At 65.3% G+C, this 15,546-nt stretch carries 16 protein-coding genes; 13 read left to right on the plus strand and 3 right to left on the minus strand.

Annotation, left to right across the window (positions count from 1 at the left end):
• The coding region (locus J9889_RS02515) for a transposase (protein ID WP_210537942.1) at positions 1-139 on the plus strand (139 nt) is incomplete at its 5' end.
• A 35-nt stretch (positions 140-174) separates the two neighbouring features.
• Here the strand turns inward: J9889_RS02515 and J9889_RS02520 are convergent.
• Positions 175-1,083, minus strand: a complete 909-nt coding sequence (locus J9889_RS02520) for a LysR family transcriptional regulator (protein ID WP_069785606.1) — start codon at positions 1,081-1,083, stop codon at positions 175-177.
• 99 nt (positions 1,084-1,182) lie between these two features.
• Here J9889_RS02520 and J9889_RS02525 point away from each other — a divergent pair, with 99 nt between their 5' ends.
• Positions 1,183-2,166: an aldo/keto reductase gene (locus J9889_RS02525; protein ID WP_210555938.1), complete on the plus strand. Its 984-nt coding sequence runs from the start codon at positions 1,183-1,185 to the stop codon at positions 2,164-2,166.
• Positions 2,167-2,280: 114 nt separating this feature from the next.
• Here the strand turns inward: J9889_RS02525 and J9889_RS02530 are convergent, their stop codons facing one another.
• Positions 2,281-3,168: a DMT family transporter gene (locus tag J9889_RS02530; RefSeq protein ID WP_010673465.1), complete on the minus strand. Its 888-nt coding sequence runs from the start codon at positions 3,166-3,168 to the stop codon at positions 2,281-2,283.
• A 96-nt stretch (positions 3,169-3,264) separates the two neighbouring features.
• On the opposite strand from J9889_RS02530, the gene J9889_RS02535 reads away from it, so the two are divergent.
• Positions 3,265-4,059 carry a helix-turn-helix transcriptional regulator gene (locus tag J9889_RS02535; RefSeq protein ID WP_210555939.1) on the plus strand — a complete coding sequence of 265 codons (795 nt, stop codon included), beginning with the start codon at positions 3,265-3,267 and terminating at the stop codon, positions 4,057-4,059.
• A gap of 51 nt (positions 4,060-4,110) precedes the next feature.
• Here J9889_RS02535 and J9889_RS02540 read toward each other — a convergent pair whose 3' ends face one another.
• Complete coding sequence (locus tag J9889_RS02540) at positions 4,111-5,628, minus strand: aldehyde dehydrogenase family protein (RefSeq protein ID WP_210555940.1); 1,518 nt, start codon at positions 5,626-5,628, stop codon at positions 4,111-4,113.
• A 290-nt stretch (positions 5,629-5,918) separates the two neighbouring features.
• Here J9889_RS02540 and J9889_RS02545 point away from each other — a divergent pair, with 290 nt between their 5' ends.
• From J9889_RS02545 to J9889_RS02585, 10 genes are all read left to right on the plus strand, one after another.
• Entirely contained in the window at positions 5,919-7,595 is a 1,677-nt protein-coding gene (locus J9889_RS02545) for a sigma-54-dependent Fis family transcriptional regulator (RefSeq protein ID WP_210555941.1), read from the plus strand.
• A gap of 283 nt (positions 7,596-7,878) precedes the next feature.
• Positions 7,879-8,436, plus strand: coding sequence for a hypothetical protein (locus J9889_RS23975; RefSeq protein ID WP_246878024.1), 558 nt, complete (start codon positions 7,879-7,881; stop codon positions 8,434-8,436).
• Between the two features lie 27 nt (positions 8,437-8,463).
• Positions 8,464-9,165 (plus strand): GGDEF domain-containing protein, encoded by a 702-nt coding sequence (locus J9889_RS23980; RefSeq protein WP_246878025.1) that lies wholly within the window; start codon positions 8,464-8,466, stop codon positions 9,163-9,165.
• A gap of 68 nt (positions 9,166-9,233) precedes the next feature.
• Positions 9,234-9,644, plus strand: a complete 411-nt coding sequence (locus J9889_RS02555; RefSeq protein ID WP_010673470.1) for a VOC family protein — start codon at positions 9,234-9,236, stop codon at positions 9,642-9,644.
• A gap of 102 nt (positions 9,645-9,746) precedes the next feature.
• Entirely contained in the window at positions 9,747-10,436 is a 690-nt protein-coding gene (gene phoB, locus J9889_RS02560; RefSeq protein ID WP_010673471.1) for a phosphate regulon transcriptional regulator PhoB, read from the plus strand.
• Positions 10,437-10,508: 72 nt separating this feature from the next.
• A complete protein-coding gene (gene phoR / locus J9889_RS02565) occupies positions 10,509-11,804 on the plus strand; it encodes a phosphate regulon sensor histidine kinase PhoR (RefSeq protein ID WP_010673472.1) in 1,296 nt (431 codons plus the stop codon).
• Between the two features lie 273 nt (positions 11,805-12,077).
• The gene (locus J9889_RS02570) at positions 12,078-13,052 is read left to right on the plus strand and encodes a phosphate ABC transporter substrate-binding protein PstS family protein (RefSeq protein ID WP_010673473.1); all 975 of its coding nucleotides are present in this window, start codon (positions 12,078-12,080) and stop codon (positions 13,050-13,052) included.
• Between the two features lie 152 nt (positions 13,053-13,204).
• A complete protein-coding gene (locus tag J9889_RS02575; protein WP_210555942.1) occupies positions 13,205-14,020 on the plus strand; it encodes a M48 family metallopeptidase in 816 nt (271 codons plus the stop codon).
• Entirely contained in the window at positions 14,008-14,514 is a 507-nt protein-coding gene (locus J9889_RS02580; protein WP_039039287.1) for a GNAT family N-acetyltransferase, read from the plus strand. The genes J9889_RS02575 and J9889_RS02580 overlap by 13 nt, the downstream gene beginning before the upstream one ends.
• 109 nt (positions 14,515-14,623) lie before the next feature.
• Positions 14,624-15,526: an ROK family protein gene (locus J9889_RS02585; RefSeq protein ID WP_210555943.1), complete on the plus strand. Its 903-nt coding sequence runs from the start codon at positions 14,624-14,626 to the stop codon at positions 15,524-15,526.
• Positions 15,527-15,546: the final 20 nt, after the last annotated feature.

Here is a 15,546-nt window from a genome sequence, read left to right on the forward strand (position 1 = left end):
AAACTACCCGATGCACACGAGTGTGCTGGAAGGGGTGAACAACAAGATCAAAGTGATAAAGCGCATGGCATATGGATTTAGGGACTCAGAATACTTTTTTCTGAAAATCAAGGCGGCCTTCCCCGGAAAGCCGCGATGAACCTTTTGTTTTGCCCCGATGCGACCCGGTCCGCTCTATCTGGGGTCGCCCGAGAAGGGGTGCAGGGCGGTGCGGGCGCGCTCGAACAGGGCGATGAGGTGATCCGCCACGGCCCGCACCCGCCGGGAGTGGGCGAGATCGCTGTGGAGCACCAGCCAGATGGGCTGATCCACCCCGAGCTCCGGCAGCAGGCAGACCAGATCCGTCTGGCGGGCCAGGTAGTGGGGCAGTACCGCGAGCCCCAGACCGGCCTGGGCGGCGGCGAGCTGGGCCGCCAGGGTGCTGGTCTCCACCCGGCAGGGGCGGCCGCGCAGCATGCGGGTCATCCATCTGGCGGCGGGCAGGTGGCTCTGGGTTTCGTTCCAGCCGATGAAGTCATCCTGATCGAAGCTGGCGGCATCCAGCCCGGGGCTGCGGGCATCCAGGTAGGCGCCGGTCCCGTAGAGGCCAAAGCCCAGGGTGCCCAGGCGCCGCAGGGTGAGGTGGCCGGCATCGGGCTTGACCATGCGCACCGCGAGATCGGCATCGCGCCGGTGCAGGTTCACCGTCTGCACCCCGGTGACCAGCTCCACCCTCAGCTCGGGGTGCTGGGCAAAGAGCGTCGGCAGGGAGGGGATGATGAGGGGATTGGCCAGGTTCTCGGCAGTGGCGAGGCGCACGGTGCCGGCCACCTGTCCCTGCAACTGCCCCGCCTCGCCAAAGGCCAGCCCCGCATGTTCCAGCGCTTCGGCTCGCTCAAGCAGGGCCTCCCCGTCGTCGGTCAGGCGATAGCCCTGCTGGTGGCGGCTGAACAGGGGCAGGCCGAGGGCCGCCTCCAGCCTGTCCAGGCGCCGGGAGACGGTGGCCACCCCCATGCGCAGGGCGTGGGCGGCACCGCTCAGGGTGCCGCTGCGGGCGATGGCCAGGAAGACGCGGGCGTCGTCCCAGAGCAGGGGATCGTGCATAGTGTTTCCATAATCGGAAGATAGGTTGCCAGTTACCTCTATATTTCATTCATTTTCGGAAGACCATACTCCCCTGCAACTTGTCAGGGAGAAAATGCGATGCAACGACGAACACTGGGAGCCAATCTGCACGTCTCTGCCCTGGGGCTGGGCTGCATGGGGATGAGCGAATTCTACGGGCCGCGGGACGATGAGACGTCCTTGCGGGTGCTGGCGGAGGCGGTGGAGTGGGGCATCGACCTGCTCGACACCGCCGACATGTACGGCCCCCACCACAACGAGGTGCTGATCGGGCGTTTTCTCGCGACCCGGCGGGGGCAGGTGAAGGTCGCCACCAAGTTTGGCATCGTGCGCCAGCACGGTGAGTACAGGCGTACCCTCGACAACAGCGCCCGCTATGCGCGCCAGAGCTGCGAGGGCTCCCTGCGCCGCCTCGGCATCGAGCAGATCGATCTCTACTATGTGCACCGCCTCGATCCTGCCCATCCCGTCGAGGAGACCATGGCCGGGCTGGCGCAGCTGGTGCAGGAGGGCAAGATAGCCCGCATCGGTCTGTGCGAGGTGAGCGAGGCCACCCTGAGGCGCGCCCATGCCGTGCACCCGGTGGCGGCGGTGCAGACCGAATACTCCCTCTGGACGCGGGAGGTGGAGGCGGCGGTGCTGCCCGCCTGCCGGGAGCTGGGGATTGGTCTGGTGGCCTACTCCCCCCTGGGGCGCGGGTTTCTGACCGGGCGTTACCAGCAGGAGGCGGTGTTCGAGGAGGGGGATTTTCGGGCCAGTCTGCCGCGGTTTCAGGGGGAGAACCTCGCCACCAACCGCACCCTGGTGCAGGCGGTCATGGCCCTGGCGCAGCAGAAGGGATGCTCGGCGGCGCAGATAGCCCTGGCCTGGCTGCTGGCGCAGTGGGAGGGGATAGTGCCCATCCCCGGCACCCGGCGCCTGACCCACCTTGAGGATAACCTCGGCGCCCTCTCGGTGCGCCTCTCCCCTGCAGAGCTCGGGGCCCTGGGACAGGCCATCCGGACCCTGCCGGTGGCGGGGGAGCGCTATACCGCCGAGGGGATGAAGGGGGTGAACGCATGAGCGGCTCGCACTCAGCCCGCCCCGGGTTGGCCTGCTCGCTCCGTTGAGGGCACCACCTGGGCGGGAAAATGACAAAGGGAGCCGAGGCTCCCTTCTTTCATGGTGCTGGCCGGCTCAAGCCCCTTCCGGCAGAGGACGGCGTACCCTCGGCTTGAGCTGGGAGAGCATGACCCCGGTCAGGATGAGGCCGCCCCCCAGCAGGTGATAGCCGTGGATGGGCTCCCCCAGGGTGATGACGGCGATGAGGGCCGTGCACAGGGGCATCAGGTTCATGAAGACCGAAGTGCGCTCCGCCCCCAGGGTGGCGAGGCCGCGCATCCAGCAGTAGGCGGCGAAGATGGAGGAGGCGAGGCCGGCGAACAGCACCATGCTCCAGCCCTGGGCGGGAATGGCCAGGGAGTCGGCAGAGAGGGCCACCGGGATGAGCAGCAGCACCGCCAGCAGGATCTGCAGATAGAGGTTGAGCCAGGGGCCGAAGGGCAGTTGCCAGCGGCGGATCAGCAGGCCATAGAGGGCATAGCTGGCCGCCCCCAGCAGCATCATGCCGTCGCCGGGGTTGATGCCGCTGTGCAGCAGTGCCAGGGGATTGCCCTGACCCAGCAGCCAGAGCACCCCGAACAGGGAGAGGCTCATGCCGAGCAGCGCCTGCTTGCCCGGCTTCTGGCCAAAGCAGCAGGCCCCGATGAGCAGGGTGAGCAGGGGCAGCAGGGAGCCGATGACCCCCATGTTGGTGGCCGAGGTGCTGTGGGCGGCGTAGTAGGCGAGGCACTGGTAGAGCACCATGCCGAGCAGGGAGAGCACCAGCAGCTTGCCGAGCCAGGGGCGGATGTCGGCCCGGCGGCGCCAGAGCTGCGGCAGGCAGAAGGGGGAGAGCGCGAGGGCGGCGATCACCCAGCGGTAGAAGGAGATGGCGGCGGGATCCAGCACGCCGGCGGCGGCCTTGGAGACCACGGTATTGGCGGCCCAGATCAGGATGGCGAGCAGGGGGAAGAGAAAAGGCATAGGCACTCCTTGGTACGATGGGGAGAGTCTAGCCTTGTCTTGAACGAGGTAAGTAGCGTAAATAAGACATGTCATAACCGCTTTGGGACAATCTGCATGGGCACCCTCACCCTGGCCGAGCAGGATCGCCTGCTGGCCGACCCCAACCCCCTCTACTTTCGCTACAGCCAGATCCAGGGGGGCAACGCCTGCGCCGAGCACGCCCACCCCTGGGGTCAGCTCAGCCTCATCAGCCTGGGGGTCATGGTGGTGGAGGTGGGGGGAGAGCGGCTGGTGGCGCCGCCGGACTACCTCATCTGGGTGCCGGCGGACCTGCCCCACACCGCCTTCAACGAGCAGACCCTGGATTACACCTCCATCTACGTGAGCCACGCCCTGGCACCGCGCCTGCCACGGGAACCCCAGCTGCTGGCCCTCACCCCCTTGCTGCGGGCCCTGCTGGAGGACTTCACCCAGCGCCGGGTCGGCCACATGGAGGATGAGTGGGATGCCCGTCAGGGTGAGCTCTTCATCGAGAAGCTGGCCCGCACCCGTTGCCAGCCGAGCTACCTGCCCCAGAGCCGGGATCGCCTGCTGGCACCCTTGCTGGCGGCATTGCAGGCGGCGCCGGAGGACAACCGCACGCTGGTGGAGTGGACCAGGGCGCTGCACACCACGGAGCGCACCCTGGCGCGGCGCTGCCAGAAGGAGCTTGGCATGAGCCTCGGCCAGTGGCGCACCCGGCTCCGGCTGGTGAAGGCGCTGGACTGGCTGCGGGGCGAGATGCCGGTGCAGGAGATCGCCTGGCGCCTCGGTTACGCCTCCACCTCGGCTTTCATCGCCATGTTCCAGCGCGAACAGGGCTGCGCCCCCCAGCGCTATCGCCAGCAACTGGGCCAACCCGTGGCCTGAACCGCATGAAAAAGGGCGCCCGCAGGCGCCCTTGTGGATCATGGGATGGGCTTAGAAGAAGCCGAGGGGGTTGATGTCGTGGCTCACCAGCAGGTTCTTGGTGTTCTGGTAGTGGTCCAGCATCATCTTGTGGGTCTCGCGACCGATCCCCGACTTCTTGTAGCCGCCGAAGGCCGCGTGGGCCGGGTAGGCGTGGTAGCAGTTGACCCAGACCCGGCCGGCCTGGATGCCGCGCCCCATGCGCCAGGCCAGATTGCTGTCCCGGGTCCACAGGCCCGCCCCCAGCCCGTACTGGGTGTCGTTGGCAATGGCCAGGGCATCCGCCTCGTCCTTGAAGGTGGTGACCCCGAGCGCCGGCCCGAAGATCTCCTCCTGGAACACCCGCATCTTGTTCTGGCCCGAGAAGATGGTGGGCTGGATGTAGAAGCCTCCCTCCAGCCCGCTCACCTTGGCCGGGCCGCCGCCCAGCAGCATCTTGGCCCCTTCGCCGCGGCCGATCTCCATGTAGCTCAGGATCTTGTCGAACTGCTCGCGGGACGCCTGGGCCCCCACCTGGGTCGTGGTGTCGAGGGGGTTGCCCTGCACGATGGTGCGGGCGCGGGCCAGCACCCGGTCCATGAAGTCGTCATAGATGCTGGCCTGCACCAGGGCGCGGGAGGGGCAGGTACACACCTCGCCCTGGTTGAAGAAGGTCATCAGCATCCCTTCCACCGCCTTGTCGATGTAGCTGCTCTCGTGCTGCATCACGTCGGCGAAGTAGATGTTGGGGGACTTGCCACCGAGCTCCACGGTGGAGGGGATCAGCTTGTCGGCGGCGCAGCGCAGGATATGGGCGCCCACCTCGGTGGATCCGGTAAACGCCAGCTTCTGGATCCGGTTGCTGGTGGCGAGCGCCTGGCCCGCCTCGGCGCCGAAGCCGTTGATCACGTTGACTACGCCAGGGGGCAGGATGTCCTTGATGAGATCCATCATCAGCATGATGGTGACCGGGGTCTGCTCGGCGGGCTTGAGCACGCAGCAGCAGCCGGCCGCCAGCACCGGGGCCAGCTTCCAGGCGGCCATCAGCAGGGGGAAGTTCCACGGGATGATCTGGCCGACCACGCCGATGGGCTCCTTGAAGTGGTAGCTGACGGTGTTCTGGTCCAGCTCGGCGGCGGAGCCCTCCTGGGCGCGGATGCAGCCGGCGAAGTAGCGGAAGTGATCCACCACCAGGGGCAGGTCGGCGGCCAGGGTCTCGCGCACCGCCTTGCCGTTCTCCCAGGTCTCTGCGACGGCGAGTACTTCAATGTTCTGTTCGATGCGATCGGCGATGCGCAGCAGCAGGTTGCTGCGCTCGGTGACGCTGGTCTTGCTCCAGCTGGCGAACGCCTTGTGGGCCGCGTCCAGGGCGAGCTCGATGTCGGCGGCGTCGGAGCGGGCCACCTCGCAGAACCCCCGGCCATCCACCGGCGAGATGTTCTCGAAATAGCGGCCAGCGCGCGGCGCCACCCAGTCGCCACCGATGAAGTTGTCATAACGGGATTTGAAGCTGACCAGGGCACCTGCCTGACCGGGAGCGGTATAAATCATCTCATCATCCTTATGTGTGTGTGGTCCTGACCGGCCTGGCGGGCAGTCCGGTTGCTTCCTGTCATCGCAAGGGGCGTGCCAGCGGGCGGCGCTCTACACAAAAAGGTTGCAAAAACGTTATCAAACGGGGTGCCAAGGGGTATCTTGGTTAACCAGTGCCCCCTAGGGCGGCCCCCGAACTGTGCCGTTTCTGAACATCGGGTGTGACACTGTGCCGTTTGTGAACAGGAGACGTGATGAAGGCGCTCCCCCAAGGCGGCCCTATTCGCGAGTGTGTAGAAGGAGGTGTGATGAGCGAGTTGCCTCAATCCGGTGCCAGCCCAATCCAGCGCTCCTGGGAGCGCTGCCTGCATCAGGGGCTGAGCCGCCAGCAGAGCGCCGAGCTGGACTTGCTGCCCCAGGGGGAGCTGTCGGCTCGCCAGGAGCAGCACAGGACGCTCATCGCCTGCTTCCAGCGCTTCGTACTGCCGCTCTTTGGCCAGTTGCTGGCAGGCAGACCCTGTCGTCTGCTGTTGTGTGACGGCGAGGGGGCCATCCTCGCGGTGAGCGGAGACGACCGGTTTGCCCGCCATGCCGAGCGCATTTTTTTGCGCAGCGGCGCCCGCTGGGGGGAGGCGAGCAAGGGCACCAACGCCATCGGCACCGCGCTGGCCGAGCAGAGCGAGGTGCAGGTGCTGGGGGCGCAGCACTTCTTCGCCCAGCACAGCTTTCTCAGTTGCAGCGCCTGCCCCCTGCTCGGGCCGGACGGGCAACTGCTCGGCGTGCTCGACATCTCCACCGATGCGGCCCACCACGGGGGCGACATGCTGGGCACCGTGCGCCTCCTGGCCATGACCCTGGAAAACGCCCTGCTGGCCCGCCAGCCGGGCTGGCTGGTGGATCTCGATCCCCAGAGTCTCTGGTCTGCCCGCCTGCTGCTGGGGGAGGGGGGCGAGCTGCTCGGGGCCAACCGGGCCGGTCGGCTCTGGCTCGGCCAGCACCCCTTCGACGGTCAGCAGTTGCTGCGCGAGCGCCGCGGCCTGCGGCTGGTGCCGGAGGCGGGGGAGCGCGCCGCCAGGCTTCCCCTGCCGAGCGCGGTTGAGGAGGGGGGATCGCAGGCGCAGCAGGTGCCGCTCAAGATGCTGGAGCGGGGCATCTCATTGCTCATCGAGGGGGAGACCGGCAGCGGCAAGGAGCACCTGGTGCGCACCCTGCACGCCAGTTCGAGCCGTCGGGCGCGGCCTCTGGTGTGCGTCAACTGCGGCGCCCTGCCGGCGGAGCTGGTGGAGGCCGAGCTGTTTGGCTACGTGGGGGGGGCCTTCAGCGGTGCCCGCAGCCAGGGCAGCCAGGGCTATCTGCGCGCCGCCCACGGCGGCATCCTGATGCTGGATGAAATTGGCGAGCTGCCCCTCCAGGCCCAGACCCGGCTGCTGCGGGTGTTGCAGGAGCGCGTCGTCACCCCGGTGGGCAGCCACAGACCCGAGGCGGTGGATTTCTGGCTGGTCAGCGCCAGCCATCGGGATCTGGCGGCCATGGTGGCGGCCGGCACCTTTCGCGAAGATCTCTACTACCGCATCTGCGGCTGGCGCCAGCAACTGGCACCCCTGCGGGCCTGGTCGGTGCCCGAGCGTCAGGGGCTGATCCTGAACCTGCTCGCCCAGATGGACCCGGCGCTACAACTGAGCCGGGAGGCGGAGCAGCGGTTGCTGGCTCACCCACTGCCCGGCAACGTGCGCCAGCTCAAACAGGCGCTGGAGGTGGCCTGTGTACTGGCAGAGGGGCAGGGCTGGATTGAACCTGCCCATCTGCATCTGCCCGCCGTGGCGGGGGGAGCGAGCTCACCTTTGGGAGGGAATACCCTGCGCGAGCAGAGCCGGCAGCGGGTGCAGCAGACCCTGGCAGAGTGCGGCGGCAACGTAAGCGAGGCGGCGCGCCGTCTTGGCATCAGTCGCACCACCCTCTATCGGGCGCTGCGGGAGGAGGGGTGAAGGGTGTCGCGCCGTCCAGCGCCTGTGTAGACTGCGGTGGCAAGGACGTTTTTTCGTTGTGTTTCCATCGCAGGGAGTGCTCAATGATCCATCTTACGACCGACGAGGCTCCCCGCCTCTCTCCCGGCTGCTGGCCGATGCCGCTTGCGCCCCATGGGGCCCGTGCCGGCTAGTCGGCACTCGTCTGCGCCCGGTGCGGCGCGTGTAATAACCTTGGATCTGGATCAGCGCGGTCCGGCGCTTCAAGGTGTAGGGTAAAAGCCCTTTTTCAGGTGTGATGCCGATGATCCCTTCCTATTCCCGCATGACGACGCTGTTGTTCTGGTGCCTGCTGGCGGCGAGCCTGCTGGCCATGGCGATATTCGAATTCGGACCCGAGCGGCGGCTCGACATCCTGAGCCAGGCCGGTTTGTCCGTGCGTGCCCAGGATGACAGGGCCCACAAGGGCTCCTCCGTCGCCACCCTGAGTCAGGGGGGCGACAGACCCGCCATCCAGTGCGCCCTGCGAAGCCAATATGCCTATCCTTTCTGCGAGCTGGTTCTGACCCTGACCGACCCCGAGCGGGGACTGGATCTCTCCGGCTTCACCGGGGTGCGGGTGAGGCTGGATGTAGAAGGGCAGGGGGTACAGGCCTGGCGCCTTTATCTGCGCAACTACGATCCCGTCTACTCGACGCGGGAAGACGAGAGTTCCCACAAGTTCAACGAAGTGCTCTTCACCGCCAGGGATTTTGGTCGTGAGCAGGATGTCCCCCTGAATGTCTTTGCCCCCAGCTCCTGGTGGGTGCAGCAGTACGATATTCCGCTGGTCCAGCAGGGGCCGGATCTGCACCATGTTTAGGCCATCGAGATCGCCTCCGATGACAAGATGCTGCCGGGGGAGTACCGGTTGCGGCTCGAGCGGCTGGAGTTCTATGGCCGCTGGTGCAAGCCGGGGGACTTCTATCGCTATCTGCTGCTGGGGTGGCTTGTCTACGGCGTGCTGCTCTTCCTGGTCCAGAACCTGATGTTCGGGGATCGGCTGCGCAAGGCCAGGGAGGCGCGCCTCGCGGCTGAAGCCCTGAGTGCGAGCCTGTGCGAGCAGAACCGGCGCACCGAGGAGGAGGCCCGCTACGATCCCCTGACCGGGGCCCTCAACCGGCTCGGTGGCGAAAAGCTGCTCGGGGAGCTCGGCGAGATGCCGCTCTCCTTCATCTATATCGACATCGATCACTTCAAGGGGGTCAACGACGGTCACGGCCACCCGGTGGGGGACGAGGTGCTCAAGCACATGGTGAGCGAGCTGCTGCGCCATTGTGACAGCCTGTGCCGACTGGTGCGCTGGGGTGGGGAGGAGTTCGTGCTGGTATGCCTCCATTACGACGAGGGACGGGCTGCCGCCCTGGCGGAGCGGCTGAGAGGGGCGCTGGAGGGGTACAGGCACTGGCCGCTGGGGCTTGGGATCACCGCCTCCTTCGGGGTGGCCGAGCGGCGCAAGGATAGCCTGGAGCAGGCGCTCAAGCGGGCCGACGAGGCGCTCTATCAGGCCAAGCAGAATGGTCGCAACCGGGTGGAGGTGGCGCTCGACTGAACCGGTGCTGGAGCCCATGGCCGGGCGGGGCTATCATGCGCCCCATCATCCATCCGAGGAGAGATGCCATGGCACAACACATTGGCGCCCTGACGCTGCTGGTGGCGGATTACGACGAGGCCATCGCCTTCTTCACCCGAGGAATGGGCTTCGAGCTATTGGAAGACACCCCCCTCGACGAGCCGGGCAAACCGGGCAAACGCTGGGTGCGGGTCGCACCCAAGGGGGCTCCCGGCTCCGCCCTGCTGCTGGCCCGCGCGGCCAACGAGGAGCAGCGCGCCGCCATCGGTCGCCAGGGGGGCGGTCGGGTTTTCCTGTTCCTCGAGACCGACGACTTCTGGGGCGATTACGAGCGGATGCAGGCCTATGGCGTTCATTTTTGTGAACAGCCGCGCCTCGAACCTTACGGTACCGTGGTGGTGTTCGAGGACATCAGTGGCAATCGCTGGGACCTGCTGCAACTCGCTGCTGCCAACTGAATCTGAAAACGTTTATCATCCCGCCCGTCATAAAGTCATAAAAGTGTCACAGAAAGTTCTAATAATTGGCGCACCCATCTTCACAGAGGAGAGAGAAGGGATATGGCTAAGCGAATTCTGGTGGTCGAGGACGAGGCACCGATCCGCGAAATGCTCTGCTTCGTGCTTGAGCAGAAGGGATATGAAACAGTAGAAGCAGAAGATTACGCCGATGGACTGGCAAAGGTGCGCGAACCCTACCCCGAACTCATCGTGCTGGACTGGATGATGCCAGGTGGCAGCGGTATCCAGTTCCTCAAGCAGCTCAAGCAGGATGAGATGACTCGCCAGATCCCGGTGGTGATGCTGACTGCCCGGGGCGAGGAAGAGGACAAGGTGCGCGGGCTCGAGGCCGGTGCCGACGACTACATCACCAAACCCTTCTCCCCCAAGGAGCTCACCGCCCGCCTGCACGCCGTGATGCGCCGTGTCTCTCCCACCTCGGTGGACGAGGTGATCGAGGTGCAGGGGCTCAAGCTGGATCCCGTTTCCCACCGGGTCAGTGCCGAGGAGAAGGCTCTCGACATGGGGCCGACCGAATTCAAGCTGCTGCACTTCTTCATGACCCACCCCGAGCGGGTCTACAGCCGCGAACAGTTGCTCAACAACGTCTGGGGTACCAATGTGTATGTCGAGGACAGGACGGTGGACGTACACATTCGCCGCCTGCGCAAGGCCATCGAAGAGACGGGGCACGACAGATTGATCCAGACGGTGCGCGGGGCCGGCTACCGCTTCTCGACCCGTCTCTAGGTCAGGGCCAGTGCCGCCAGCCCCTGCTGGCGGGCATTGGACCCGGCTCTTTGCTGTCTCTAGGAGATCTTAATGTTGCAACCTTACGCCTGGCGGCGACAGTTGTGGCGAATGGCGTTCTTCTACAGCCCCTTCGTCTTGGTAGGTTGGTTAATCGATCATCTCGTTCTTTGCCTGCTGGTGGCCACTGTGGTGCACCTGGTCTGGCACTACCGCTTCCAGAAGCGGCTGTCGGACTGGCTGTGGCACGATCGCAGCCTGGTGCCGCCCCACGGCAGTGGCAGCTGGGAGCACATCTTCAACGGTATCTACAAGTTGCAGCAGCGTCACCGGGCCCGGCGCCGGGAGCTGGCGGGCCTCATCCGCCGCTTTCGGGAAGGGGCGGAGGCGCTGCCCGATGCGGCCGTGGTGTTTCGCACCGACGGCAGCATCCTCTGGTGCAACCGGCTGGCGGAGCAACTGCTTGGCTTTCGCTGGCCCGAGGATGCCGGCCAGCACATCGGCAACCTGATCCGTCACCCCGCCTTCGTCGCCTATCTGGGCAAGGGGCAGTATGACGAGCCGTTCGAGATGCACTCCCCCATCAACGAGGAGAAGTTCCTCGAATTTCGCATCATGCCCTATGCGGAGGATCAGGCCATGCTGGTGGTGCGGGATGTGACCCGGCTGCGCAGCCTGGAGAAGACGCGCAAGCACTTCGTCTCCAACGTCTCTCACGAGTTGCGTACCCCCCTCACCGTGCTCAAGGGGTATCTGGAGATGACCGAGGAGCCGCCGCCCCCCGCCATGTGGGCCAAGGCGCACAAGGTGATGATGGAGCAGACGATCCGCATGGACAATCTGGTCAACCAGCTGCTCACCCTGTCGCGCATCGAGGCGGCGCCCACCGTGGATCTCTCCCATCTGGTGGACATGCCCGCCATGTTGGGGCTGCTGGAGCAGGAGGCGCGGGCGCTCTCCGGCGAGCGGGCCCACGAGATCGTCTTCATGGTTCAGCCCAATCTGCTGGTGCGCGGGGATCAGGATCAGCTGCGCAGCGCCGTCTCCAACCTGGTCTACAACGCCATCCACTACACCCCGGCGGGGCGCAAGATCACTGTGGAGTGGCGCAAGCAGGGGAGCATGGCGCTGTTTGCGGTGCAGGATGAGGGGGAGGGGATCCCCCCCGAGCATCTGGCGCGGCTCACCGAGCGGTTCTATCGGGTCGACAAGGCCCGCTCGCGCCACACCGGAGGGTCCGGGCTCGGCCTTGCCATCGTCAAGCATGCCCTGAGTCATCACGATGCCCATCTCGATATCGAGAGCCGGGTCGGTGCGGGCAGCCGCTTCAGCTTTCTTATTCCCGCCCGCATGGTGCTGGTGAAATAATTTTTTGTGTCAATGTGTTAGCAACGAGAGAAGGGCTGCATCGCAGCCCTTTTTTCATCCGGGCCACTCTCGGCCCATGTCATCAAAGTGTCATATAAATTCCATAAATTTGTCACTGCCAGGCCAGATACTGGCGCCGTCTTAAAGAACGGACCTTCTGTAACACTGGAGAAGGAGTGGTGCTGGCCGACGGATCATTGCGATCGGGTGTCAACCACGTTTAGACGTCAACCTGACGATTGCCTTCTGCAACCTTGGACTTGGAGAGATTGGATGAAACTCAACAAACTGGCTGGTGTCATCGGATTCACCGCAGCAACCCTGTTTTCTGTCAGCGCTCTGGCTGCCGGTGTGGATAAAGACCTGCCGGAATACACACCGACCAGCGGCATCTCGGGCAACCTGTCCTCTGTCGGCTCGGACACCCTGGCCAACATGATGACCCTGTGGGCCGAAGAATTTAAGCGCATGTATCCCAACGTCAACGTGCAGATCCAGGCCGCCGGTTCTTCCACCGCACCGACTGCCCTGACCGAGGGCGTCGCCCAGTTTGGCCCCATGAGCCGCGCCATGAAGGCCGGTGAAGAGGAGGCATTCGAGAAGCGCTACGGCTACAAGCCGACCGCCATCCGCGTCGCCGTCGATGCCCTGGCCGTGTTCGTCAACAAGGACAACCCCATCAAGGGGCTGACCATGTCGCAGATCGACGCCATCTTCTCCAGCACCCTCAAGTGCGGCGAAGCCAAGGCGGCCACCAAGTGGTCTGATCTGGGTCTGGACGGCAGCTGGTCCGGCAAGGATCTTCAACTGTTCGGTCGCAACTCCGTGTCCGGTACCTACGGTTACTTCAAGGAACACGCCCTGTGCAACGGTGACTTCAAGAGCGGCGTGAACGAGCAGCCGGGCTCCGCCTCCGTGGTACAGTCCGTCTCCTCCTCCCTGAACGGCATCGGTTACTCCGGTATCGGCTACGTCACCTCCGGGGTGCGCGCCGTTCCGCTCTCCAAGGATGGCAAGACCTTCATCGAGGCGAACTCCGACAACGCCATCACCGGCAAGTACCCGCTGTCGCGCTTCCTGTACGTCTACGTGAACAAGCATCCGAACAAGCCGCTCTCCCCGATGGAGCAGGAGTTTGTGAAGATGATGCTCTCCAAGGCGGGCCAGACCATCGTTGCCAAGGACGGCTATGTGCCGGTCCCGGCCAAGGTGGTTCAGGCCGACCTGAAGAAGCTGGGCATCATGTAACAGAACGAGCCCTTGCAGAAAAACGAGCCCCATGCGGGCTCGTTTTCATTGGTGCGCCCCAGGATCTTTTTGGTCGCAGGGCGCAGCGCCCGGCTTGCGCCGGGCGGCGGCATTTCCGAGAATAGGGCAACTTCACGGCAAAGGACCCTCTCATGCGCGCATCTTCCCTCTCCAGACTGGCCCTGACGGCCTTGTGCAGCGCCCTGCTGGCCGGTTGCGCCCAGTCACCGACCGGTCGCAACCAGATGCTGCTCTTCTCCCCCCAGCAGATGAACCAGCTGGGTGTCGATTCCTTCACCCAGATGAAGCAGCAGGAGAAGGTGAGCACGGATGCCAGGATGAATGCCTATGTGGGCTGCGTGGCCAAGGCGGTGACCGCCCAGGTGCCTGCCAGCTATGGCATCACCAGCTGGGAGGTGGTGGTGTTCGACTCCAAGGAGATCAACGCCTTCGCCCTGCCCGGCGGCAAGATAGGCGTTTACAGCGGCCTGCTGAAAGTCGCCAAGAATCAGGACCAGCTCGCCACCGTCATCGGTCACGAGCTGACCCACGTGCTGGCCCAGCACTCCAACGAGCGCCTCTCCCGGGATCAGCTGACCGGTATCGGGTTGGCGGTGGCGGACGCCGCCATCGGCAGCAGCGACAGCCTCGGGGGCGCTGCCACCATGGCCGCCCTGGGCCTCGGGGTCCAGGTGGGGATAGCCCTGCCTTATGGCAGAACCCAGGAGAGCGAGGCGGACCGGCTCGGTCTCGAGCTGATGGCCCGCGCCGGGTTCAACCCTGCCGAAGCCGTCACCCTGTGGCAGAACATGAGCGCCGCCTCCGGTGGCAAGGCACCGCCCCAGCTTCTCTCCACCCACCCCAGCGACCAGAGCCGGATCGCCAACCTGCAGGCCCAGCAGGCCGAAGTGCAGCCCCTGTACCAGCAGGCGAAAGCATCAGGGCTGGTACCCCAGTGCAAGGCGTAAGCCTGCGCCTGGCGCGTCCCGCCGATGCCGCCGCCATGACGGTGATGCAGCGGGCGAGCTGGCTGGCAGCCTACGGGGAGGTGCTGGGGGCCGACATGCTGGCCCAGCTGGCGGTGACCGACCACCTGCAGATCTGGCGACACCGGCTCGCCGAGCCCGGCCCCGTTCCCATGCTGGTCTGTCAGGACGACGTGGTCATCGGCCTGCTCTACTGGCAGCCCTCTTTGGAGGAAGGCTTGATGACGGCGCGGATCCGGGCGCTCTACCTTCATCCCGATCACTGGCGTCAGGGTCATGGCAAACGGCTGTGGCAGGCGGTGGCGGTGCAGATGCGCCGGGCCGGTTGCGAGTGCGTCAGGCTCTGGCTGCTGGATGGCAATCACATCGGCGAGGGATTCTACCTGCGCCGCGGCTTCATGTTCGACGGTCAGGAGCGCACCCTGATGAGCCTCGGACAACCTTGCCAACAGCGACAAATGTTCCGTTTGCTTTGAGCTGGTTCCCGTTTTTCGCCCTCGGTCACTTTATTTTTTTTGCGAATTAATACAATGTGCCCCATCTGGACAGACTGAGGTGGCCGGGTCCACCGCAAGGGAGTGTGGCATGTACTACGGATTTGACATTGGCGGCACCAAGATAGCGTTCGCTGTGTATGACGGCGCCTTGAATCTCTGTCACGAGGAGCGCATGAGCACTCCCGGCAATGATTACGAAGGGTTGCAGCAGCTGATCCGCGAGTGGGTCGAGGCGGCGGATGCGCGCTTCGGGGTGAAAGGGGCCGTCGGCATCGGGTTTCCGGGGATCCTCAATCGCCTCGACGGGAGCATAGTGGCGGCCAACCTGCCCGCCATCCATGGCCGCCATCTGGGGGCGGATCTGGCCGAGCTGCTGGGCCGACCGGTCAAGGTCGACAATGACGCCAACTGTTTCCTCTGGTCGGAAGTGCATCAGGGGGCCGCAGACGGTACTGGCAGCGCCCTCGGCGTCACCATAGGCACCGGCATCGGCGGCGCCGTCTACCTGGCGGGCAAGCTCATCCAGGGGCGCAACTGGCTGGCGGGGGAGATAGGTCACTACCCGCTGCCCGCCACCATCCTGATGAAATACCCGGATTTGCCCCGTCCCCGCTGTGGCTGCGGGCGCCTGGTCTGTTTCGAAACCTATGCGTCGGGCACGGGCCTGGAGCGGCTATACCACCATGTTCATGGGGAACGGGTGAGCGGCCACCAGATCGTCGCCCGTGCCGATGCCCGTGAGGCGGCGGCCCTCTCGACCATCGACTGCTGGCTCGAGATCATCGCCGCCGGCCTCGCCACCGCCATCTCGGTGATTGATCCCGATGTGGTGGTGCTGGGGGGCGGCCTGAGCGCCCTGCCAGCCCTCTATGAGGAGTTGCCCAAACGTCTGCCCGGCCACCTGCTGCCCGGTGTCGCCCTGCCGGCGATCTGCGAGGCCCGCTTCGGTGGAGCCGGCGGTGTGCGCGGTGCAGCCCTGCTCAATCTGTGAGATCGGACAGAGGGTCTGAT

Origin of the sequence: Aeromonas sp. PrichA-15 (assembly GCF_017939245.1) — a bacterium.
GTDB classification, from domain to species: domain Bacteria; phylum Pseudomonadota; class Gammaproteobacteria; order Enterobacterales; family Aeromonadaceae; genus Aeromonas; species Aeromonas caviae.

Excerpts from the sequence above, each read along its gene's own strand:
- J9889_RS02520 (WP_069785606.1), bottom strand. The coding sequence starts at position 1,083 with ATGCACGATCCCCTGCTCTGGGACGACGCCCGCGTCTTCCTGGCCATC.
- J9889_RS02525 (WP_210555938.1), top strand. The coding sequence starts at position 1,183 with ATGCAACGACGAACACTGGGAGCCAATCTGCACGTCTCTGCCCTGGGG.
- J9889_RS02530 (WP_010673465.1), bottom strand. The coding sequence starts at position 3,168 with ATGCCTTTTCTCTTCCCCCTGCTCGCCATCCTGATCTGGGCCGCCAAT.
- J9889_RS02535 (WP_210555939.1), top strand. The coding sequence starts at position 3,265 with ATGGGCACCCTCACCCTGGCCGAGCAGGATCGCCTGCTGGCCGACCCC.
- J9889_RS02540 (WP_210555940.1), bottom strand. The coding sequence starts at position 5,628 with ATGATTTATACCGCTCCCGGTCAGGCAGGTGCCCTGGTCAGCTTCAAA.
- J9889_RS02545 (WP_210555941.1), top strand. The coding sequence starts at position 5,919 with ATGAGCGAGTTGCCTCAATCCGGTGCCAGCCCAATCCAGCGCTCCTGG.
- J9889_RS23975 (WP_246878024.1), top strand. The coding sequence starts at position 7,879 with ATGATCCCTTCCTATTCCCGCATGACGACGCTGTTGTTCTGGTGCCTG.
- J9889_RS23980 (WP_246878025.1), top strand. The coding sequence starts at position 8,464 with ATGCTGCCGGGGGAGTACCGGTTGCGGCTCGAGCGGCTGGAGTTCTAT.
- J9889_RS02555 (WP_010673470.1), top strand. The coding sequence starts at position 9,234 with ATGGCACAACACATTGGCGCCCTGACGCTGCTGGTGGCGGATTACGAC.
- phoB (WP_010673471.1), top strand. The coding sequence starts at position 9,747 with ATGGCTAAGCGAATTCTGGTGGTCGAGGACGAGGCACCGATCCGCGAA.
- phoR (WP_010673472.1), top strand. The coding sequence starts at position 10,509 with ATGTTGCAACCTTACGCCTGGCGGCGACAGTTGTGGCGAATGGCGTTC.
- J9889_RS02570 (WP_010673473.1), top strand. The coding sequence starts at position 12,078 with ATGAAACTCAACAAACTGGCTGGTGTCATCGGATTCACCGCAGCAACC.
- J9889_RS02575 (WP_210555942.1), top strand. The coding sequence starts at position 13,205 with ATGCGCGCATCTTCCCTCTCCAGACTGGCCCTGACGGCCTTGTGCAGC.
- J9889_RS02585 (WP_210555943.1), top strand. The coding sequence starts at position 14,624 with ATGTACTACGGATTTGACATTGGCGGCACCAAGATAGCGTTCGCTGTG.